19 protein-coding genes are annotated in these 15,808 nt (G+C 57.9%); 9 read left to right on the top strand and 10 right to left on the bottom strand.

Features of this window, described 5'->3' with window-relative positions:
* The 10 genes from KKO72_RS20280 to bla form a co-directional block, all read right to left on the bottom strand.
* The coding region (locus KKO72_RS20280; protein ID WP_214943531.1) for an MFS transporter at positions 1 to 576 on the bottom strand (576 nt) is incomplete at its 3' end.
* Between the two features lie 55 nt (positions 577 to 631).
* Positions 632 to 1,117, bottom strand: coding sequence for a cupin domain-containing protein (locus KKO72_RS20275; protein WP_214943528.1), 486 nt, complete (start codon positions 1,115 to 1,117; stop codon positions 632 to 634).
* A 4-nt stretch (positions 1,118 to 1,121) separates the two neighbouring features.
* A complete protein-coding gene (locus KKO72_RS20270) occupies positions 1,122 to 2,273 on the bottom strand; it encodes an MBL fold metallo-hydrolase (protein ID WP_214943525.1) in 1,152 nt (383 codons plus the stop codon).
* Between the two features lie 9 nt (positions 2,274 to 2,282).
* On the bottom strand, positions 2,283 to 3,047 hold the full coding sequence (locus tag KKO72_RS20265; protein ID WP_214943522.1) for a DUF4405 domain-containing protein: 765 nt from the start codon (positions 3,045 to 3,047) through the stop codon (positions 2,283 to 2,285).
* Positions 3,048 to 3,062: 15 nt separating this feature from the next.
* Positions 3,063 to 3,518 carry a cyclophilin-like fold protein gene (locus KKO72_RS20260; RefSeq protein WP_214943519.1) on the bottom strand — a complete coding sequence of 152 codons (456 nt, stop codon included), beginning with the start codon at positions 3,516 to 3,518 and terminating at the stop codon, positions 3,063 to 3,065.
* Positions 3,511 to 4,197, bottom strand: coding sequence for a flavodoxin (locus KKO72_RS20255; RefSeq protein ID WP_214943516.1), 687 nt, complete (start codon positions 4,195 to 4,197; stop codon positions 3,511 to 3,513). The genes KKO72_RS20260 and KKO72_RS20255 overlap by 8 nt, the downstream gene beginning before the upstream one ends.
* A gap of 39 nt (positions 4,198 to 4,236) precedes the next feature.
* Positions 4,237 to 5,220, bottom strand: a complete 984-nt coding sequence (locus tag KKO72_RS20250) for an aldo/keto reductase (protein WP_214943513.1) — start codon at positions 5,218 to 5,220, stop codon at positions 4,237 to 4,239.
* Positions 5,221 to 5,255: 35 nt separating this feature from the next.
* Positions 5,256 to 5,681 carry a cupin domain-containing protein gene (locus tag KKO72_RS20245; RefSeq protein ID WP_214943510.1) on the bottom strand — a complete coding sequence of 142 codons (426 nt, stop codon included), beginning with the start codon at positions 5,679 to 5,681 and terminating at the stop codon, positions 5,256 to 5,258.
* Between the two features lie 121 nt (positions 5,682 to 5,802).
* Positions 5,803 to 6,546 carry an SDR family oxidoreductase gene (locus tag KKO72_RS20240; RefSeq protein ID WP_214943507.1) on the bottom strand — a complete coding sequence of 248 codons (744 nt, stop codon included), beginning with the start codon at positions 6,544 to 6,546 and terminating at the stop codon, positions 5,803 to 5,805.
* 522 nt (positions 6,547 to 7,068) lie between these two features.
* A complete protein-coding gene (bla, locus tag KKO72_RS20235; RefSeq protein ID WP_214943505.1) occupies positions 7,069 to 7,950 on the bottom strand; it encodes a class A beta-lactamase in 882 nt (293 codons plus the stop codon).
* Positions 7,951 to 8,047: 97 nt separating this feature from the next.
* Between bla and KKO72_RS20230 the strand changes: the two genes are divergently transcribed.
* The 9 genes from KKO72_RS20230 to KKO72_RS20190 all read left to right on the top strand — a co-directional run bounded on the left by KKO72_RS20230 (position 8,048) and on the right by KKO72_RS20190 (position 15,655).
* Complete coding sequence (locus tag KKO72_RS20230) at positions 8,048 to 8,926, top strand: LysR family transcriptional regulator (RefSeq protein ID WP_214943502.1); 879 nt, start codon at positions 8,048 to 8,050, stop codon at positions 8,924 to 8,926.
* Between the two features lie 359 nt (positions 8,927 to 9,285).
* Positions 9,286 to 9,891 (top strand): TetR/AcrR family transcriptional regulator, encoded by a 606-nt coding sequence (locus KKO72_RS20225; protein WP_214943499.1) that lies wholly within the window; start codon positions 9,286 to 9,288, stop codon positions 9,889 to 9,891.
* A gap of 110 nt (positions 9,892 to 10,001) precedes the next feature.
* Positions 10,002 to 11,003: an NADP-dependent oxidoreductase gene (locus KKO72_RS20220; RefSeq protein ID WP_214943540.1), complete on the top strand. Its 1,002-nt coding sequence runs from the start codon at positions 10,002 to 10,004 to the stop codon at positions 11,001 to 11,003.
* 85 nt (positions 11,004 to 11,088) lie between these two features.
* Complete coding sequence (locus KKO72_RS20215; RefSeq protein ID WP_214943496.1) at positions 11,089 to 11,793, top strand: SDR family oxidoreductase; 705 nt, start codon at positions 11,089 to 11,091, stop codon at positions 11,791 to 11,793.
* Between the two features lie 20 nt (positions 11,794 to 11,813).
* On the top strand, positions 11,814 to 12,776 hold the full coding sequence (locus tag KKO72_RS20210; protein ID WP_371736921.1) for an alpha/beta fold hydrolase: 963 nt from the start codon (positions 11,814 to 11,816) through the stop codon (positions 12,774 to 12,776).
* Positions 12,777 to 12,825: 49 nt separating this feature from the next.
* Entirely contained in the window at positions 12,826 to 13,626 is an 801-nt protein-coding gene (locus KKO72_RS20205) for an SDR family oxidoreductase (protein WP_214943493.1), read from the top strand.
* A gap of 70 nt (positions 13,627 to 13,696) precedes the next feature.
* On the top strand, positions 13,697 to 14,779 hold the full coding sequence (locus KKO72_RS20200) for an alkene reductase (protein ID WP_214943490.1): 1,083 nt from the start codon (positions 13,697 to 13,699) through the stop codon (positions 14,777 to 14,779).
* Positions 14,780 to 14,804: 25 nt separating this feature from the next.
* Complete coding sequence (locus KKO72_RS20195) at positions 14,805 to 14,951, top strand: hypothetical protein (RefSeq protein ID WP_214943487.1); 147 nt, start codon at positions 14,805 to 14,807, stop codon at positions 14,949 to 14,951.
* A gap of 32 nt (positions 14,952 to 14,983) precedes the next feature.
* Positions 14,984 to 15,655: a Crp/Fnr family transcriptional regulator gene (locus KKO72_RS20190; RefSeq protein WP_251140813.1), complete on the top strand. Its 672-nt coding sequence runs from the start codon at positions 14,984 to 14,986 to the stop codon at positions 15,653 to 15,655.
* Positions 15,656 to 15,808: the final 153 nt, after the last annotated feature.

Genomic DNA, 15,808 nt, shown 5'->3' with positions numbered 1-15,808 from the left:
GAGTGTGAACAGCGTGATCACACCAACCACAGCGAGCACCCAGAAAATCACGCGCCAGGTCCAGAAGTGGATGATTTGTCCGCCGATCAAGGGGCCGATCAACGGTGCCACGCCCATCATCAGAATCAACACCGAGAGCATCTGAGCGGATCGTTCTCTGGCATACAGATCGCGCACCATGGCCCGCGCCAGCACCGGTCCGGCGCATGCGCCGAGCGCCTGTACCACACGCCAGACGAGCATCTGCTCGGAAGTCTGTGACATGGCACAGCCGACCGAGCCCAGAATAAACAGCAGCAAGCCAACACCAATGGGTACACGGCGGCCATAGGTGTCACTGATCGGACCCCAGAACAACTGGCCAATGCTGAAACCGATCAGAAAGGTTGAGATCGTGAGCTCGATGCGGGCAATGTCGGCGTGAAGATCCACGACCAGCGTTGGCAGGGCTGGTAGATACATGTCCACCGAAATGGAGGCGAAAGACATCAGCGCGCTGAGAATGATCAGGATGCGCAGGTCGTGCTGGTGGCGTTCTTCAGGCACTGTGGCTGTTAGGGTGTTGGGTGTGCTCATGTGACTTTCTGTGCAGGCCAGTCATGCCTACACTTTGTTTTTGATAGTGCAACTACTATTTGGGAGATGGCTCGGACAGGTATTGCGCGTCGCTGACGAGCTCCATCCAGGTCACCACCTTGCCATCGAGTTGCTCAGCAAAAGCCAGATGGCTCATGGCTGAGGTGGCACTGGCGCCATGCCAGTGCTTGACGCCAGGTGGAATCAAGACGATGTCGCCAGTTTTCATTTCTTGCACCGGCTTGCCCCATTGCTGGACCCGGCCGTTACCAGAGATGACGTAGAGCGTCTGACCCAGAGGGTGGGTATGCCACGCGGTTCTGGCGCTAGCGTTGAAACTGACCACACCTCCAGAAATGGTGGCAGGTGCGGTGCCGCGAAAGAGCTGGCCGACCAGGACTTCGCCACTGAAGAGTTGCGCAGAACCTTGGGTTTGCGGTGTGTCCCCTGGACGGGATACCGAAATACCGGGGTCTTCAGCGGCCATGGCCGCGCCGGAGATCATCAGGGCCAAGATTGCGGCGTGAATGGTGGTTTTCATGGGGTCATCCTCCAGGTTGGGTTGTCGAAACAGGCGTGGAAACCGCCGGGGTTGGCGCTGCGCTGCGCCACCAGGCGCTGCCGGGGTGGGGCGCGAGCAGGCTGGCGCGCTCGCCCATCATCGGCGTGGTGATGGCGACCTGGTGTTCGGCGGCAAGGCTGGTGATGCGTTCGAAGGGGTCGTCCCACACATGCATGGCGAGATCAAAAGTGCCGTTGTGGATCGGAAACAGCCACTTGCCGCGCAAATCGCGGAAGGCTTGAAGGCTTTCTTCCGGTTGCATGTGGACATAGGCCCATTTGTGATCGTAGGCACCCGTTTCGATGAAGCTCATGTCGAACGGACCGTAGCGCTCTCCAATGGTCTTGAATCCCGGGAAATAGCCGCTGTCGCCGCTGAAGAAGAGGCGAAACTGCGCGTCCAGCATGACCCACGACGCCCACAGCGTGCGATCACTGTCGGAGAAGCCGCGCCCCGAGAAGTGCTGCGCGGGCGTGGCGACAAAGCGGATGCCGTCGACCTCGGTCTCATCCCACCAATCCAGTTCACGCACCTGCTGCGCTGCAATGCCCCAGGACAGCAGCAGGCGCCCCACACCCAGCGGTGCCAGGAAGACTTTGGTCTTGGCTGCCAGCTTGAGAACGGCATCATGATCGAGATGGTCGTAATGGTTGTGCGAAAGGATCACTGCTTCGATCGGCGGCAGTTCTTCCAGCGTGATGGGTGGCGCGTGAAAGCGCGCCGGGCCGAACCATTGCATGGGTGAGGCACGTTCACTGAATACTGGATCAGTCAGCCAGAACTTGTTGTGCATTTTCAGCAGTAGCGAAGAGTGACCCAGGCGATAGACGCTGTTGTCTGGTGCGTCAAGAAGCTCGGCCTGGGTGATGGTGCGGACCGGAATGGGGCGATCCGGCACCGTGCCAGGTGGTTTCTTGAAGAAGAACTCGTAATAGAGCTTCATGTGCTGTATGAAGCTCTGTGGCGGGCGTGGCACGGGGTTGTGAAACCTGCCGTCATAGAACTGGGCGGAGGCTGAATAGTCAGGATCGGCAGGCAAAAGCAGCGAGGCAGCAGCGGTCAATGAAAGGACTCCGAGCAGGAGGGCAGCAAGAGACTTGCCTGCCCAGGTGTGGATGACGGGTATTGTTTTCATTGAGCTGGCTCAGTCAGCCTGTTCACGCATGGACGTGGTGCAGTAGCGCCTGCAGAAACCATCACAGGTTGAACGAAGCCAGAAGAAAGTGCGGACAAACGGGTTTTTGTAGCCTTTGTAGGCTTGCAACGCGTAATACGCCAAGCAAGCATAGAGCCCCATGATGGTCAGATATTGAATGAAAAATCCAGCCACTGATTCACCGAAATCCCAGTAATCAAACGAGTAGTACGCCACCAGCTTGGACAAAATGCCACGCTCGAACGAGGCGTAGATGCCAGTGACAAGGATGGCGCAGGTGGTGGCATGCAGCACAAAGCTGCGTTGTCGAGAGGGTTGATGGACATCGACAACACGGCGACCTTCGGCCATGACCATCTTCCAGTGCATGCCAAGATGGATGCCGGTGAGGATCAGGAACCAGTGAGCGGCGGCGGTATGGAATTCTCGTGACAGTAGATCAAGTTCGACATGAGTCAGTGAGAACTGCAGGTCCGAGTTCAGCACACCGCTCACCACCATCAGCAGCGCAGAGAGGAACACCGCGCTGTTGATCAGCAGCGTGGTGATGCGCAGACCACTGTAGCGGCCTTTGAACAAGGCGGTGAACCATTTCCAGTTCAGCCCGCCGTGCAGCACAAAGAGCAAAAACATCGAGATGCCAAGCCATTCATGCACCGTGCTACCGGTGAGTTCATAGGCGAACTCCACCAGAATCAGCGTCGTCATGAAGGCGTCGAGCGAGAGTTTCCTGGACAGACTACGGGTCAACACCTTGGCTTTCTCCGCTCAGTGCGCCAGCTCAATGCGCATCTCGACCACCTCGCCCAGAGTGTCAAACAGCTTGAGGTCTGAGCTGATTTTGCCGATGACGATCAGGTCCGAGATGTCCGGATTGACCTTGTTGTTGAAGAAGATCGCAAAGGAGCCACCGCTGGGCCACCAGGCGATGTCACCATTGTCGAAATCATTGCGTTTAGGGGATTGGTCGGACAGCTTTAAACCGGGTTTGCCATAGTACTCACGGTCACCCCAGCGCGTCATCGTCAAGGTGATCGGCAAGGCAGCGATGAAGTCGCGCGCCGTTGCATTGTTGTTGAGTGTGGCGTTGAATACGGTGTTGCCCGCGCGAACCGTGATCGGTGTACTGGTCAGCTCGGCGGCAGTGCAGATGCCGGTCGTGAGCGCGGCGGCGACCATCCATGTGCCAACTTTGGCGTAGCTCGATTGTTTTGTGTCAGCCATTGAGCATGCCCAGCTTGCGTAGCCAGTCGCTGACATCGCGCTGGGCCGAATCCGATTGCACCTTGTCGACGCCACCGCCACGCAGGGCCAGTCCGTCAAGCAAAGTGGCATTGGGACAAATCGCGCGGACATCGCCCAGGCTGCTGCCAAAGTGGCTGCCTTCGTGTGTGCAGAACGGGATCAGGGTTTTGCCGGCAAAACGGTATTGCTCAAGAAAGCTGAAGAAGGCCATCGGCAGCGTGTCCCACCAGTTCGGGAAACCGATGAAGATGAGATCGTAAGAGGCTGCGTCCTGCACTTCTGCCGTGAGCTTTGGCCTAAAGGCTGCTTGTTGCTCCTTTTGGGCCTGGTTGGTGGTGGCGCGGTATGCCGCTGGATAACTGTGGGCGGTTTGCAGCTCGAACAGCGTGCCACCCGTCTGGCGCTGAATCTGGTTCGCCACATCTCGCGTGGTGCCAGTGCGAGAGTAGTAGGCAATCAGGATTTTGCCGCTACGGCGTGGCGCGGCGAATGCCGAGGCACTGCCGGTTATCAGCGGGACAGCCACGCCGGCGACCAAGCCGGTTGTGGCTGCATGCAGGAACTTGCGTTTGGATGCCTTCAGCCCGGCTTTGCTGGAAGCGGCGTCATTTTCATCGTTGGCAGAGACTGCCGCGTGAGCATGGATGTTTTCAGTCAAAGCAGTGCCTTTCAGAAGTTGGTGTGATGAGACGGGAGGTCAGCGGCCAACGCGTTGCTGAAGGTGGGGCGGATAGCGGTCACCCTCGACCTTTATGGATGTGACTGTTTGTGCAATGTCACTCAGGTTCTGCGCTGTGAGCACCACGGCAGCCGCGCCGATGTTCTCTTCCAGCCGAGGGATCTTGGTGGTACCGGGAATAGGTGCAATCCAGGGTTTCTGTGCAAGCAGCCAGGCAATAGCGATTTGGGCACGGGTTACCCCTTTGCTGCTGGCCAGATCACCCAACACCTCAACAAGACCACGGTTGGCCTTGCGCGCCTCCTCGTCAAAGCGCGGCACCACGTTGCGGAAGTCGGTGCTGTCGAACTGGGTGTTTTCGTCAATCGCACCGGTCAGGAATCCCTTTCCGAGCGGACTAAATGGCACGAAGCCGATGCCGAGTTCTTCGAGCACTGGGAGGATAGCCTGCTCCGGTTCGCGCCACCACAACGAGTATTCACTCTGCAGCGCCGTGACCGGCTGCACCGCATGGGCACGGCGAATGGACTCGACACCCGCTTCGGACAGGCCGAAGTGGCGCACTTTGCCCTCGTTAATCAGGTCGCGCACCGTACCAGCCACGTCTTCCATCGGCACATCCGGATCGACTCGGTGCTGGTAAAAAAGGTCAATGACATCGGTCTTCAAGCGACGCAACGACGCTTCAGCCACGGTGCGGATGTTTTCAGGTCGGCTGTTCATGCCATCCGATACCTTGCCACCGGCGAACCCGAACTTGGTGGCAATCACCACCTTGTCACGGAAGGGCGCCAGTGCTTCGCCAAGTAGTTCCTCATTGACGAAAGGGCCATAGGCTTCGGCGCTGTCAAAGAAGGTCACTCCAAGTTCATAGGCGTGGTGAATCAGTTCGATGGCTGCAGCTCTGTCGGTAGCGGGTCCGTAGCCGTAGCTCAGGCCCATGCACCCCAGGCCGATGGCCGAGACTTCAAGGCCGCTGTTGCCGAGTTTGCGCTTTTGCATGTTCTGCTCCTGATAGTGAGAGGGTAAATAAAAGCTCAGCGCGGGTATTGCTCGTCACTGACCTTTTCCATCCAGTCGGCGCTTTTTCCATCGATCGCTTCCTGGATGGCGATGTGCGACATGGCGGTGTCTGGCGCGGCGCCATGCCAATGTTTGACACCTGCGGGAATAGTCACCACATCACCCGGGCGAATCTCCTGTAGCGGACCATCCCAGTGCTGGACACGGCCGAATCCGGAGGTGACAACCAGGGTCTGACCCAGTGGATGTGTGTGCCAGTCGGTGCGGGCACCGGGCAGAAAGGTCACCAGACCACCGGAGACGGTGGCTGGTTCCGGTGCAGTGAAAAGCATCTCGACATTGACTGTGCCGGTAAACCATTCGGCTGGCCCGGCAAAGGTCTTGTGGTCACCGGCGCGTTCAACGCTGACTGCGCCGGGCTTGTCTTGAATCGTACTCATGAGGAACTCCTTGTGGGGTCGCGAGGATGATGGTGAGCATCAGGCCACGATGCGACAGCGAGAACGCGTTGTCAGTGGTCGTGGTTATGCTTTTGCCGGCTATCTTGCTAGGCAAAAGATGTCAGTATTCCTGGCGCGTTGGGCGAAACAGGATTTCGTTGATGTCCACGTCATCCGGTTGGCAGATCGCGAAGGCCACCGTCCTGGCGAACGATTCGGCAGGAATTGCATAGGCGTCATAGAAATCCTTCAAACGCTTGGCTACATCGGCTTCGGTGGCACTGCCGGGCAGTTCGGTGGCCACTGCCCCTGGAGAAATGATGGTGCTGCGGATGTTCCAGGGCTTGACCTCCTGGCGCAGACCTTCTGAGAGGGCACGCACCGCATGCTTGGTGGCGCTATACACCGCACCACCCGGGCCAACCTTATGACCGGCAACCGAGGAGACGTTGATGATGTGCCCAGCCTTTTGGCGCTGCATGTGAGGCAGCGCCGCGGCAATGCCATATAGCACCCCCTTGATGTTGACATCAATCATCTGGTCCCAGTCTTCCACCTTGAGACGGTCCAGTGGGGATTGAGGCATCAGGCCTGCGTTGTTGATCAAGACGTCAATGCGGCCAAAAGTCTGAACTGCAGCGTCGACAAGTGCCGACACCTGTTCGCGCTTGGTGACGTCGGTGGCAACAGCCAGTGCCTGAGCGCCTTTGGCAATTAGCTCATCGGCGAGGCCACGCACGCGCTCCAAGCGGCGCGCGCCCAGCACCACTGTTGCACCCTGAGCACTGAGCAATCGTGCCGAGGCTTCGCCAAGACCGCTACTGGCGCCAGTAATAACAATGACTTTTCCTGCGATGTTTTCCATTTTTTCAGCTCCTATCAAGTTGAGCTGAACTTTAGGTATATTGTTAGCAATTGAATAGACGTCAAAAGCTTTAATCAGAGTAAACTAATAGTTGTTAATTAAAAGGCAAAACCTCTGATGTATGGAAACCGACGCAAGCGTAGTACCGCGTTGAGCCTTCGCTTGCCATCACTAGCCTGCACGCTGCTTTGGTAACCATCCCCCGGCAAAGCCGGGGGCAGATATTGAAGTTGGTTAGTGGCTATAAATGATCTGCTCTGCTGCTGGTGCAGTTGACCACCTGAAGATTGACTGCACCCGATTTGGGCCAGCAGCGGTCTCTGTCAAATGTCCGCTTCAAGGGGGGAATTGCGAAACCTTGCTCTGTTGCGCACCGAATTTCGGTCGGCGTTCAGCCAGGTTTTGAGATGAGACGCGATTTCGCCTTGGGTATGGGGGCTCTGTTTGTATCCGGCACGGCCAAGGAGCACAGCGTCCAGCCGAACGTCGAGCTGGCGGGTTGGTCGCTTGCCGTAAATGCTCTCAACCCCGGATGCTGGCGGCCAGTCTGCCGACATCAGCAAGCGTTTCTTCCCTGACCTGACCACTCGCGGCGCTATCGGCCAGGTAGGCGGTCACAAATATGGGCGCCCCCTGCGGAGGCAGCAGTATTCCAATGTCATTGGCATCGGTCCTGTTGGTACCTGTTTTGTCGCCAATGGCCCAGCCCTTGGGCAGCCCCGCTTTGAGACGCTTGTCCCCGGTGGTGTTGGCCAGCAGCCACTGGTGCAACATCTGCCGGTACTGCGAGGAAAGCGCGTTACCGGTGAGCAACAGCTGCAGGGTCTTGGCCATGGCACGGGGCGATGTGGTGTCCAGTGGCTCTGCCCCTGAGCGGACATTCAGCCTAGGCTCGTTGCGATCCAGCCGGGTAACGGTATCGCCAAGTTGACGGGCAAACCTTGTCAGTGCCTTGGGGCCGCCATAACTGGCCAGGATGAGATTTGCCGCCGTGTTGTCACTGGTGGTGATGGCGGCTTCGCACAGTTGCGACAATGTAAGTCCCTCGCCATCGGCATGCAATTCGGTCACGGGTGACCATGAAACTAAGTCTTGCTTTTGATAGCGAATCCGCCGCTCCAGGGACTCTTCTCCGCGCTCCACACGCGCCAGCACCAGTGCACTTGCCAGCAACTTGAAGGTACTGAGCATCATGAAGCGCTCGTCGGAGCGGTACCCGTACTCCTGGCCAGAGGCGGTATCCACCATATGCACCCCTAAGCGCCCCCGAGCTTTGGCCTCTAGGCGTTTGAGCTCTTCTTGGATTTGCACTTGCCTGTTTGTGGCAAAGCTATTTTTGGGGTAGCCAAAGGTGCCGCCCATGGCAACACAGGCCACGGCGGAAGAGAAAGTGCGTCTATGCATAGCGAGTCCCTATAAAAAGATGCGAATCATAAGAACGGCGCCTGGCTAGTTCAAACGGGAATAATTGCACCTTAACCAAAGAAAAACTTGGGTCTTTATGGATTTACCACTGAACGCCTTGCGAGCTTTTGAAGTCTCTGCTCGCCATTTGAGTTTCACCCGCGCGGGGTTGGAGTTGCATCTGACGCAAACCGCCGTGAGCCAGCATGTGAAGAACCTGGAAGACCGGCTCGGCAAGAAACTGTTCCGTCGCGTTCCCAAAGGACTGGCCCTGACGGACGAAGGCTTGGCCTTGCTGCCGGTTCTTGTGGACGCGTTTGAACGCATTGAATCAAGCCTTGAGACCTTCAAAGTGGGCCATCAAAAAGAAGTGCTTTCCGTTGGGGTGGTGGGCACCTTTGCGGTCGGTTGGTTGCTGCCGCACATGCGCGAATTTCAGACGCGGTATCCCTTTGTAGAGCTACGGATGTTCACCAACAACAACCGGGTCGACCTGGCTGGGGACGGCTTGGACTATGCAATTCGCTTTGGTGACGGTCATTGGCACGGCACAGAAGCCGTCCATCTGTTGTCTGCCCCACTTGCGCCCATGTGTGCGCCGTCCATGGCGAGTCGTATCCACGCTATTCGAGACCTGGGGCGAGAAACCTTGTTGCGCTCCTATCGCGCTGATGAATGGGCGGCCTGGTTCAAGCAAGCCGGGCTGGAGTCACCGCTTTTAACCGGCCCCATGTTCGACTCCTCGCTGGTGTTGGCCGATGCCGCCGCTCAAGGGGCGGGTGTGGCGCTACTGCCAATGCGCCTCTTCAGCCGGGATCTGCGTGGCGGACGCCTGGTTCGCTTGTTCGACACGCAAGTGGAATTGGGTGGCTACTGGCTGACACGGCTTACTACCCGCAGAGAGACCCCTGCGATGCTGGCATTTCGGGAATGGCTAGAACGACGTTGCGTGGGGAGTACCGAGCTCGGAACCTGAAGCGTCGCGTCCGGCCGTTCGACGCAAATGGGTCAAAACACAACGATCTCCAGCATGCGATGAATAGAGGTTACGCCCTTTCGCCACGTTTGGGTCAGTTGCTGACGTTCACGAATGACCGCTGTCCGGTCGCCAAATGACTCTGACGATTTGCCACATCAGGAATCCCATTCAGCAGGGGCTACCTGGAATACCAGCGGATCATCGGCGTGTCCGAACCCTTAGCGAACGTTGATTTGACATAAACGGCGAGGTGTCGAGGTTTGCGGTTCGCCTTTAGCTGACCATGTATTTCGGTAGATCATCGATGCAGTTGTTGTGCCGAGAACAACGCATTGCACATTTGAGTTGTTTATTGTATGATGCGCATCATGCGAAAGTCATCCGTCAATATCCGCACTGCTGCCAAAGAGGCCTCCCACGAGCGCATCGTGAGTGCCGCTGCAAAAGCTATACGGCGCAGCGGTTATGACGGCACGGGGGTCGCTGACATCATGAAGGAAGCTGGTCTGACGCATGGAGCGTTTTATGCCCATTTCGCGTCCCGCGAGGCCATGTTGGCTGAGGCTGCCGACCGTGCGGGTGCGGAATCCAATGCCGTTGCGGCGAGTGTGATTGCCGCAGTCCCGCCGGAGCAGTCCCTGCAGGCGCTGCTACAGGTTTATCTCTCCAAAGAACATCTCGAAGGCATTGAAACAGGGTGCCCAATCTCCGCCCTTGCCTCTGAAATGCCGCGCCAGTCGCCGGAGGTGCGCCGTGCTGCCACGCTGCGCATCAAAGAGATGATTGATCTGGTGGCCCGACAGTTCCCGGATTGGGGGCAACCCAGTGCACACGAGCGCGCGCTGGTGACAGTGGCCGCGATGGTGGGCACATTGATGATGGCGCGTGCGGTCGACGACCAAGCCTTGTCGGATGCGTTTTGCCGCGCAACCTTAAAAAGCCTGGCTCTCGCCGAGGCTTAGGCCATTGCGGGACTTTTTTTACCCATGAATATGATGATCATCATGCCAAATATCTACATGAAACCAAACACTGCGTTCCAAGCACACACTTTCTTGCAAAGAGGAAAGCCATGAAAGCATTCGTCGTTGATCGTTACGGAAAAAATGAGTCTTTGCGGGCTGCCGATGTGCCAGAACCCGTGCTGCGCGAGGACGAGGTACTGATTCAAGTGCATGCCACTGGCGTCAATCTGCTGGACTCCAAAATCCGAAGTGGTGAATTCAAGCTGATTCTTCCGTACCACACGCCTTTTGCGCTGGGGCACGACGTGGCCGGCGTGGTGGTGCGTGTTGGACCACGGGTGCGGCAATTCAAACCTGGCGACGAGGTTTACTCCCGACCGGATGACTTCCGGATCGGCACCTTCGCAGAGTTGGTCGCGGTCAAAGAGGCCTCGGTGGCAATCAAACCCCGCAACCTCAGCATGGAAGAGGCTGCATCCATCCCACTGGTGGGCTTGACGGCCTGGCAGGCTTTAGTTGAAAAAGCCAAGCTGAGAAGAGGGCAGAAGATCTTTATCCAGGCGGGCTCCGGTGGCGTGGGCACGTTTGCCATCCAGTTGGCTAAGCACCTTGGCGCGACCGTGGCCACCACCACCAGCACAGGCAATGTGGCGTGGGTGAAAGACCTGGGCGCGGATGTGGTGGTCGACTACAAGACAGAAGCGTTTGACAAGGTTTTGGGTGGCTACGACGCCGTGCTGAATAGCCAGGACGGCAAGACGCTGGTGAAGTCCCTGTCTGTGCTTCGAGTCGGTGGGCAACTGATCTCGATATCAGGCCCACCTGATGTGCAGTTTGCGCAAGAAATCAAGGCGCCCTGGTTGGTGAAACAGGTCATGCGCGTGTTGAGTTTTGGTACCCGCAGAAAAGCAAATCGCCTCAAGGTCGGGTATTCCTTTCTCTTCATGAAAGCCAGCGGCAGCCAGTTACGCCAGATCACAGCGCTGATTGAGTCGGGGGCCATACGCCCAGTCATTGACAAAGTTTTCCCGTTTGAAGCCACCAATGAAGCACTTGCTTACGTCGAAAGCGGGCGCGCCAAAGGCAAGGTGGTAATCAAGGTTCGTTGAGTCGTTGACAACGCCTACGGGTGTAGGTGTGTCTTTTTGCATGACGTCCGTCATATGTTTTTTCCTTTAACCCTCTGGAGTCCCCATGAAAATCGAAAATTCTGTTGTTCTTGTGACGGGTGCCAACCGTGGCATCGGTCTGGCCTTTGCGCAAGCCTTGCTCGCACGTGGCGCACGCAAGGTTTACGCTGCCGCTCGCAATCCCGCCAGCGTGACGCTACCGGGTGTCGAAGCCTTGCAGCTTGATGTCACCAATCCCCTGGAAATCGCTGCCGCAGTGCAGAGGGCGCCGGATGTGATGCTGGTGATCAATAACGCGGGCATTGCCCAGCCCGGTGGGTTTCTGGATCAGGACAGTGAAGCCGTGACACGCCGTATTTTTGAGACCAATGTCTTTGGTGTGCTGAACATGAGCAAAGCTTTTGCACCGGTGCTCAAGGTGAATGGCGGAGGCGCTCTGCTCAATGTGTTGTCGATTGCCTCGTGGGTCAATGCAGGCGATCTCGCGGCCTACTCGGCCAGCAAATCGGCCGCCTGGTCACTGACCAATGCATTGCGCTACGAGCTGTTGGGGCAGAAGACGCAGGTACTGGGCTTGCACATGGCCTACGTGGACACCGATCTCACCAGAGGCTTTGATGTTCCCAAGACCAGTGCTGAAGACATCGTCCAGCGCGCACTCGATGGGTTGGAAGCAGGTGCAGATGAAGTCTTGGCTGACGCCTTGACCCAACAAGTGCACCAAGCCCTGACGGCACCACGCCCGTTCTACCTGCCCCAGACCAACTGAACAACCATTGGAGCCTGACCATGAAGACACATGCCATGCAACACTTATTGAAGACCGCTCTGGTTGGGCTCGCAATGGCCAGCACGCTCCTACCCGCCTTAGTTGTTGCAGCCGAGGCGGCGCCCAAAGAGATGCCCCAAACCCTGACGACATCGTGGAAGACGGTGGCCACGCAAACCGTCACGGCGGGAGGCGTCAGCTTCGCCTACCGGGAGCTGGGAGCGCAAAACGGTGGAACACCCGTGGTGTTTCTGGCCCATTTGGCTGCCGTTCTGGACAACTGGGACCCCCGGATCATCGACGGCATTGCGGCGAAGCACCATGTTATTGCCTTCGACAACCGAGGTGTCGGCGCATCCAGCGGGTCAGCTTCAAACGCCATGGAGGACATGGCAGACGATGCCATCAGCTTCATCAAAGCCAAGGGGCTCACGCAGGTTGATCTCTTGGGATTTTCCATGGGCGGCATGATTGCCCAGGAAATGGCGCTGAAGGCGCCGCAACTCATCCGCAAGATGGTTCTTGCGGGCACAGGTCCTGCCGGTGGCGAGGGGATCAGCACGGTAGCAGGCGTTGCCAACTACGATCTGCTGCGGGGGCTGCTGACGGGCCAAGACCCCAAGCAGTACCTGTTTTTCACCCGCACGCCAAACGGCATCGAAGCCGGCAAAGCGTTTCTGGCGCGATTGAACGAGCGCACCAACAACCGTGACAAAGAGATCAGCTTGGCTGCCTACATCGCGCAGTTGCAGGCGTTGCGCGCCTGGGGACAGAAGAGCCCGGCCGATCTCTCCGTGGTGAAACAGCCCGTACTCGTCGTCAACGGCGACGCTGACCGCATGGTTCCCACACACAACACCTACGACTTGGCGCGGCGACTCCCAAATACTCAGCTCATCATTTATCCAGATGCGGGCCATGGTGGCATTTTTCAGTTCCACGCCGACTTCGTCCCAAGCACGCTTGCGTTTCTGGCCCGGTAAGACAGATACGAACATTCCTCACCTATTTCACTTCACTAGAAAGCCATCCATGACAAACGCCAACTCCCCAAAAACTGCCCTGATTACTGGAGCCTCCTCCGGCATAGGTGCCGTCTATGCAGATCGTCTCGCAGCGCGTGGGTACAACCTCATCCTTGTTGCCCGCCGCGCTGACCGCCTGCAAGCCTTGTGCGCGCAGATCGCCAAGGCGCACGGCGTCAAAGCCGAGCCCATCGTGGCTGATCTGACCCAAGATCAGGATGTGGCGCGCATCGAGACGCTTCTGGCCACCCACCAGGATGTGCAAGTCCTGGTGAACAACGCCGGTATTGCACGCTTGGCACCCGCAGCCCAGACGTCTGCGAACGACGCGCTCACCCAGATTGCTCTCAACATCACTGCTCTGACCCGTCTGACGCAAGCTGCGATCCCTGCCTTTGTGGCGAGAAAGCAGGGCCTGATCATCAACATCGCTTCCGTCCTGGCGGTCCACTCGCTGCCGATCAGCGCCATCTACAGCGGCACCAAGGCCTTCGTTTTGCAATACAGCCGAGGTTTGCAACAAGAACTGACTGACACCGGGGTACAGGTTCAACTGGTTTTGCCCGCGTCCACAGCCACAGAGCTCTGGGATCTGTCGGGTGTTCCGCTGGCGGCCCTTAACAAAAGCACCTTGATGACAACCGAACACATGGTGGATGCGGCGCTCGCGGGTCTGGACCAAGGCGAAACGATCACCTGGCCCTCGGTCGCTGATACCAGTCTGTGGGACAAGTACGAAGCAGCTCGCACCGAATTGTTCGCGGGCTCTCAAGCTGGAACATCGGCACCTCGTTACAAGATCGCTTGACACCAGCTAACAGGCCGTTGCAGCACTTGCCTTTCTCTCCCTCCCTTTTTCATTCTTCCAAGGACAGCCCATGCTTTTCGAATCCTTCTCCCTACGTTCTACACCGCTCAGCAATCGCATTGTGATGTCGCCTCTGACCCGTAGCCGCGCCAACAGTGACAACACGCCCAACAGCCTGATGGCAACCTACTACGCTCAACGTGCCAGCGCCGGCCTCATCATCACGGAAGGAACCTCGCCGTCGCCCAACGGCCTGGGTTATCCCCGCATCCCAGGCCTGTTCAATGACGCCCAGGTGCAAGGCTGGAAACTGGTGACCGATGCAGTCCATGCCAAGGGCGGCAAAATCGTTGTTCAGCTGATGCATACCGGCCGGGTTTCTCATCAGGCCAACCTGCCGGCTGGCGCGGAAGTGCTTGGACCATCGCCCGAGATCTGCCCCGGCGAAATGTGGACGGACACCCAGGGCAGCCAGCCCCACACGCCGCCACGCGCCATGACCGAGGCCGACATCCAGACCGTGATCGGCGAATACGCCACGGCCGCACGCCTGGCCATCCAGGCCGGCTTTGACGGCATTGAACTGCACGCCGCCAACGGCTATTTTCTTGAGCAATTCCTGAACGCGAACATCAACCGCCGTACCGACGGCTACGGTGGCACGGCAGAAGGGCGCAACCGGCTGGTGCTGGAGGTGGCCCGCGCTGCCGTGAAGGAGATCGGCGCTGAGCGCGTGGGCATCCGCCTGTCACCCCATGGCGTGGTCAATGCTGCCGGCGCATTTGATGGCGTGGACGAACAGTACCTGGCACTGGTGAAACAACTGTCTGAACTCGGCCTCATGTACATTCACGTTCTGGACCATTCGGCCATGGGCACCCCGCCTGTTCCGGCGAAGCTGAAGGCGGATTTGAAAGCAGCATTCGACGGACCCTTCATCCTCGCCGGCGGACAGAACAAAGCCAGCGCACAGCAGGTGTTGAGCGAAGGCCGTGCGGACCTCGTCGCCTATGGCAGGCCTTTCATCGCCAACCCTGACCTGGTCGAGCGCATTCGCCAGGACGCGGCACTGAACGCGCCCGACTCCACCACGTTCTATACACCCGGTGCCAAAGGCTACACGGACTATCCGACGCTCACAGTCCGGGCCTGAAGCGATCGCCGTAAGCTGCAAGGGCGTGAAGGTCGAGATCATCACCACAGATCTCGGCAAGCCCGACGCTGCGCACGCACCGTGGGTGGCTGTCACTGCCAGCGGCCCAAGAAACATCCTGTTCAATAACGCCGGGTTTGGCTACCTTCGCCGGTTCGACGAAGTCGCCTGATCGGGTGATGCTGAGCTCGTCCAACTTGCATAATGCTTCGTCCATGCGCACAAGGCAAGTACCGTATCCTCACGCTTGCTGGACATCGCGTCGGCCGGCCGCGTCGGGCTAACAGCCTGAACGCCGATGCCATACTGCGTCCTATGCAGTCAAATTCAGTTCTCGAAAGCTATTTTCTTGAAGTCGGCAAGGACCTTCACGTAGATGTAAACCAGTCGCTGTTACGCGCAGGGGATGTGGCCAAACACATCTATCTCATTGAGGGCGGTGCTATGCGGCTTTGTGTGTGTAACGCCCAGGGAGTAGAGACCAGCATCCAATTTTTCTTTGAGGGGGATATGGTCAGCTCACTGGAAAGCATGGTGAGCGGTTGTACCAGTGGCTTGGATTTGATCACGATCGAAGCGTGCGACTTGCGCGTGATCGATCGAGATACGTTGCTTGCGCTGGTGCGGTCAAACCCTCTCTTGCAATCCCAATTGCTGGCTCTCACGCAGCAGCGGCTCATCGACTACATCCATCTCTATACCAGTGCCATCTCTGAAACACCGACGCAACGCTACCAGGCCATGCTGGCGACGCACAAGGACCAATTGGCGCGTATTCCACTACACATTCTGGCCAGTTACTTGGGCGTTACCCCGGTGCATCTGAGCCGAATAAGGCGAAGGTTAAAAGCCAGTCAGCTTTCGCAATCCGTCTGAACATTTGTAAATGACAGGTTGACGTTGGACACGCACCATCGCCCCCTTTCTTGGAGGTACTTCAATGGTGTTCGATGCGTTTTTCCTGTTTCCAATTCTTGGCGCTACTGTCCTCGCCCTGGCGGGCGCGAAGGCGGCCCGGTGGCTTTGGTT

Source organism: Rhodoferax sp. U11-2br, from assembly GCF_018619435.1.
In the GTDB taxonomy this organism is placed as follows: Bacteria; Pseudomonadota; Gammaproteobacteria; order Burkholderiales; family Burkholderiaceae_C; genus Rhodoferax.
This window is presented reverse-complemented; position numbering and strand designations above follow the sequence as displayed.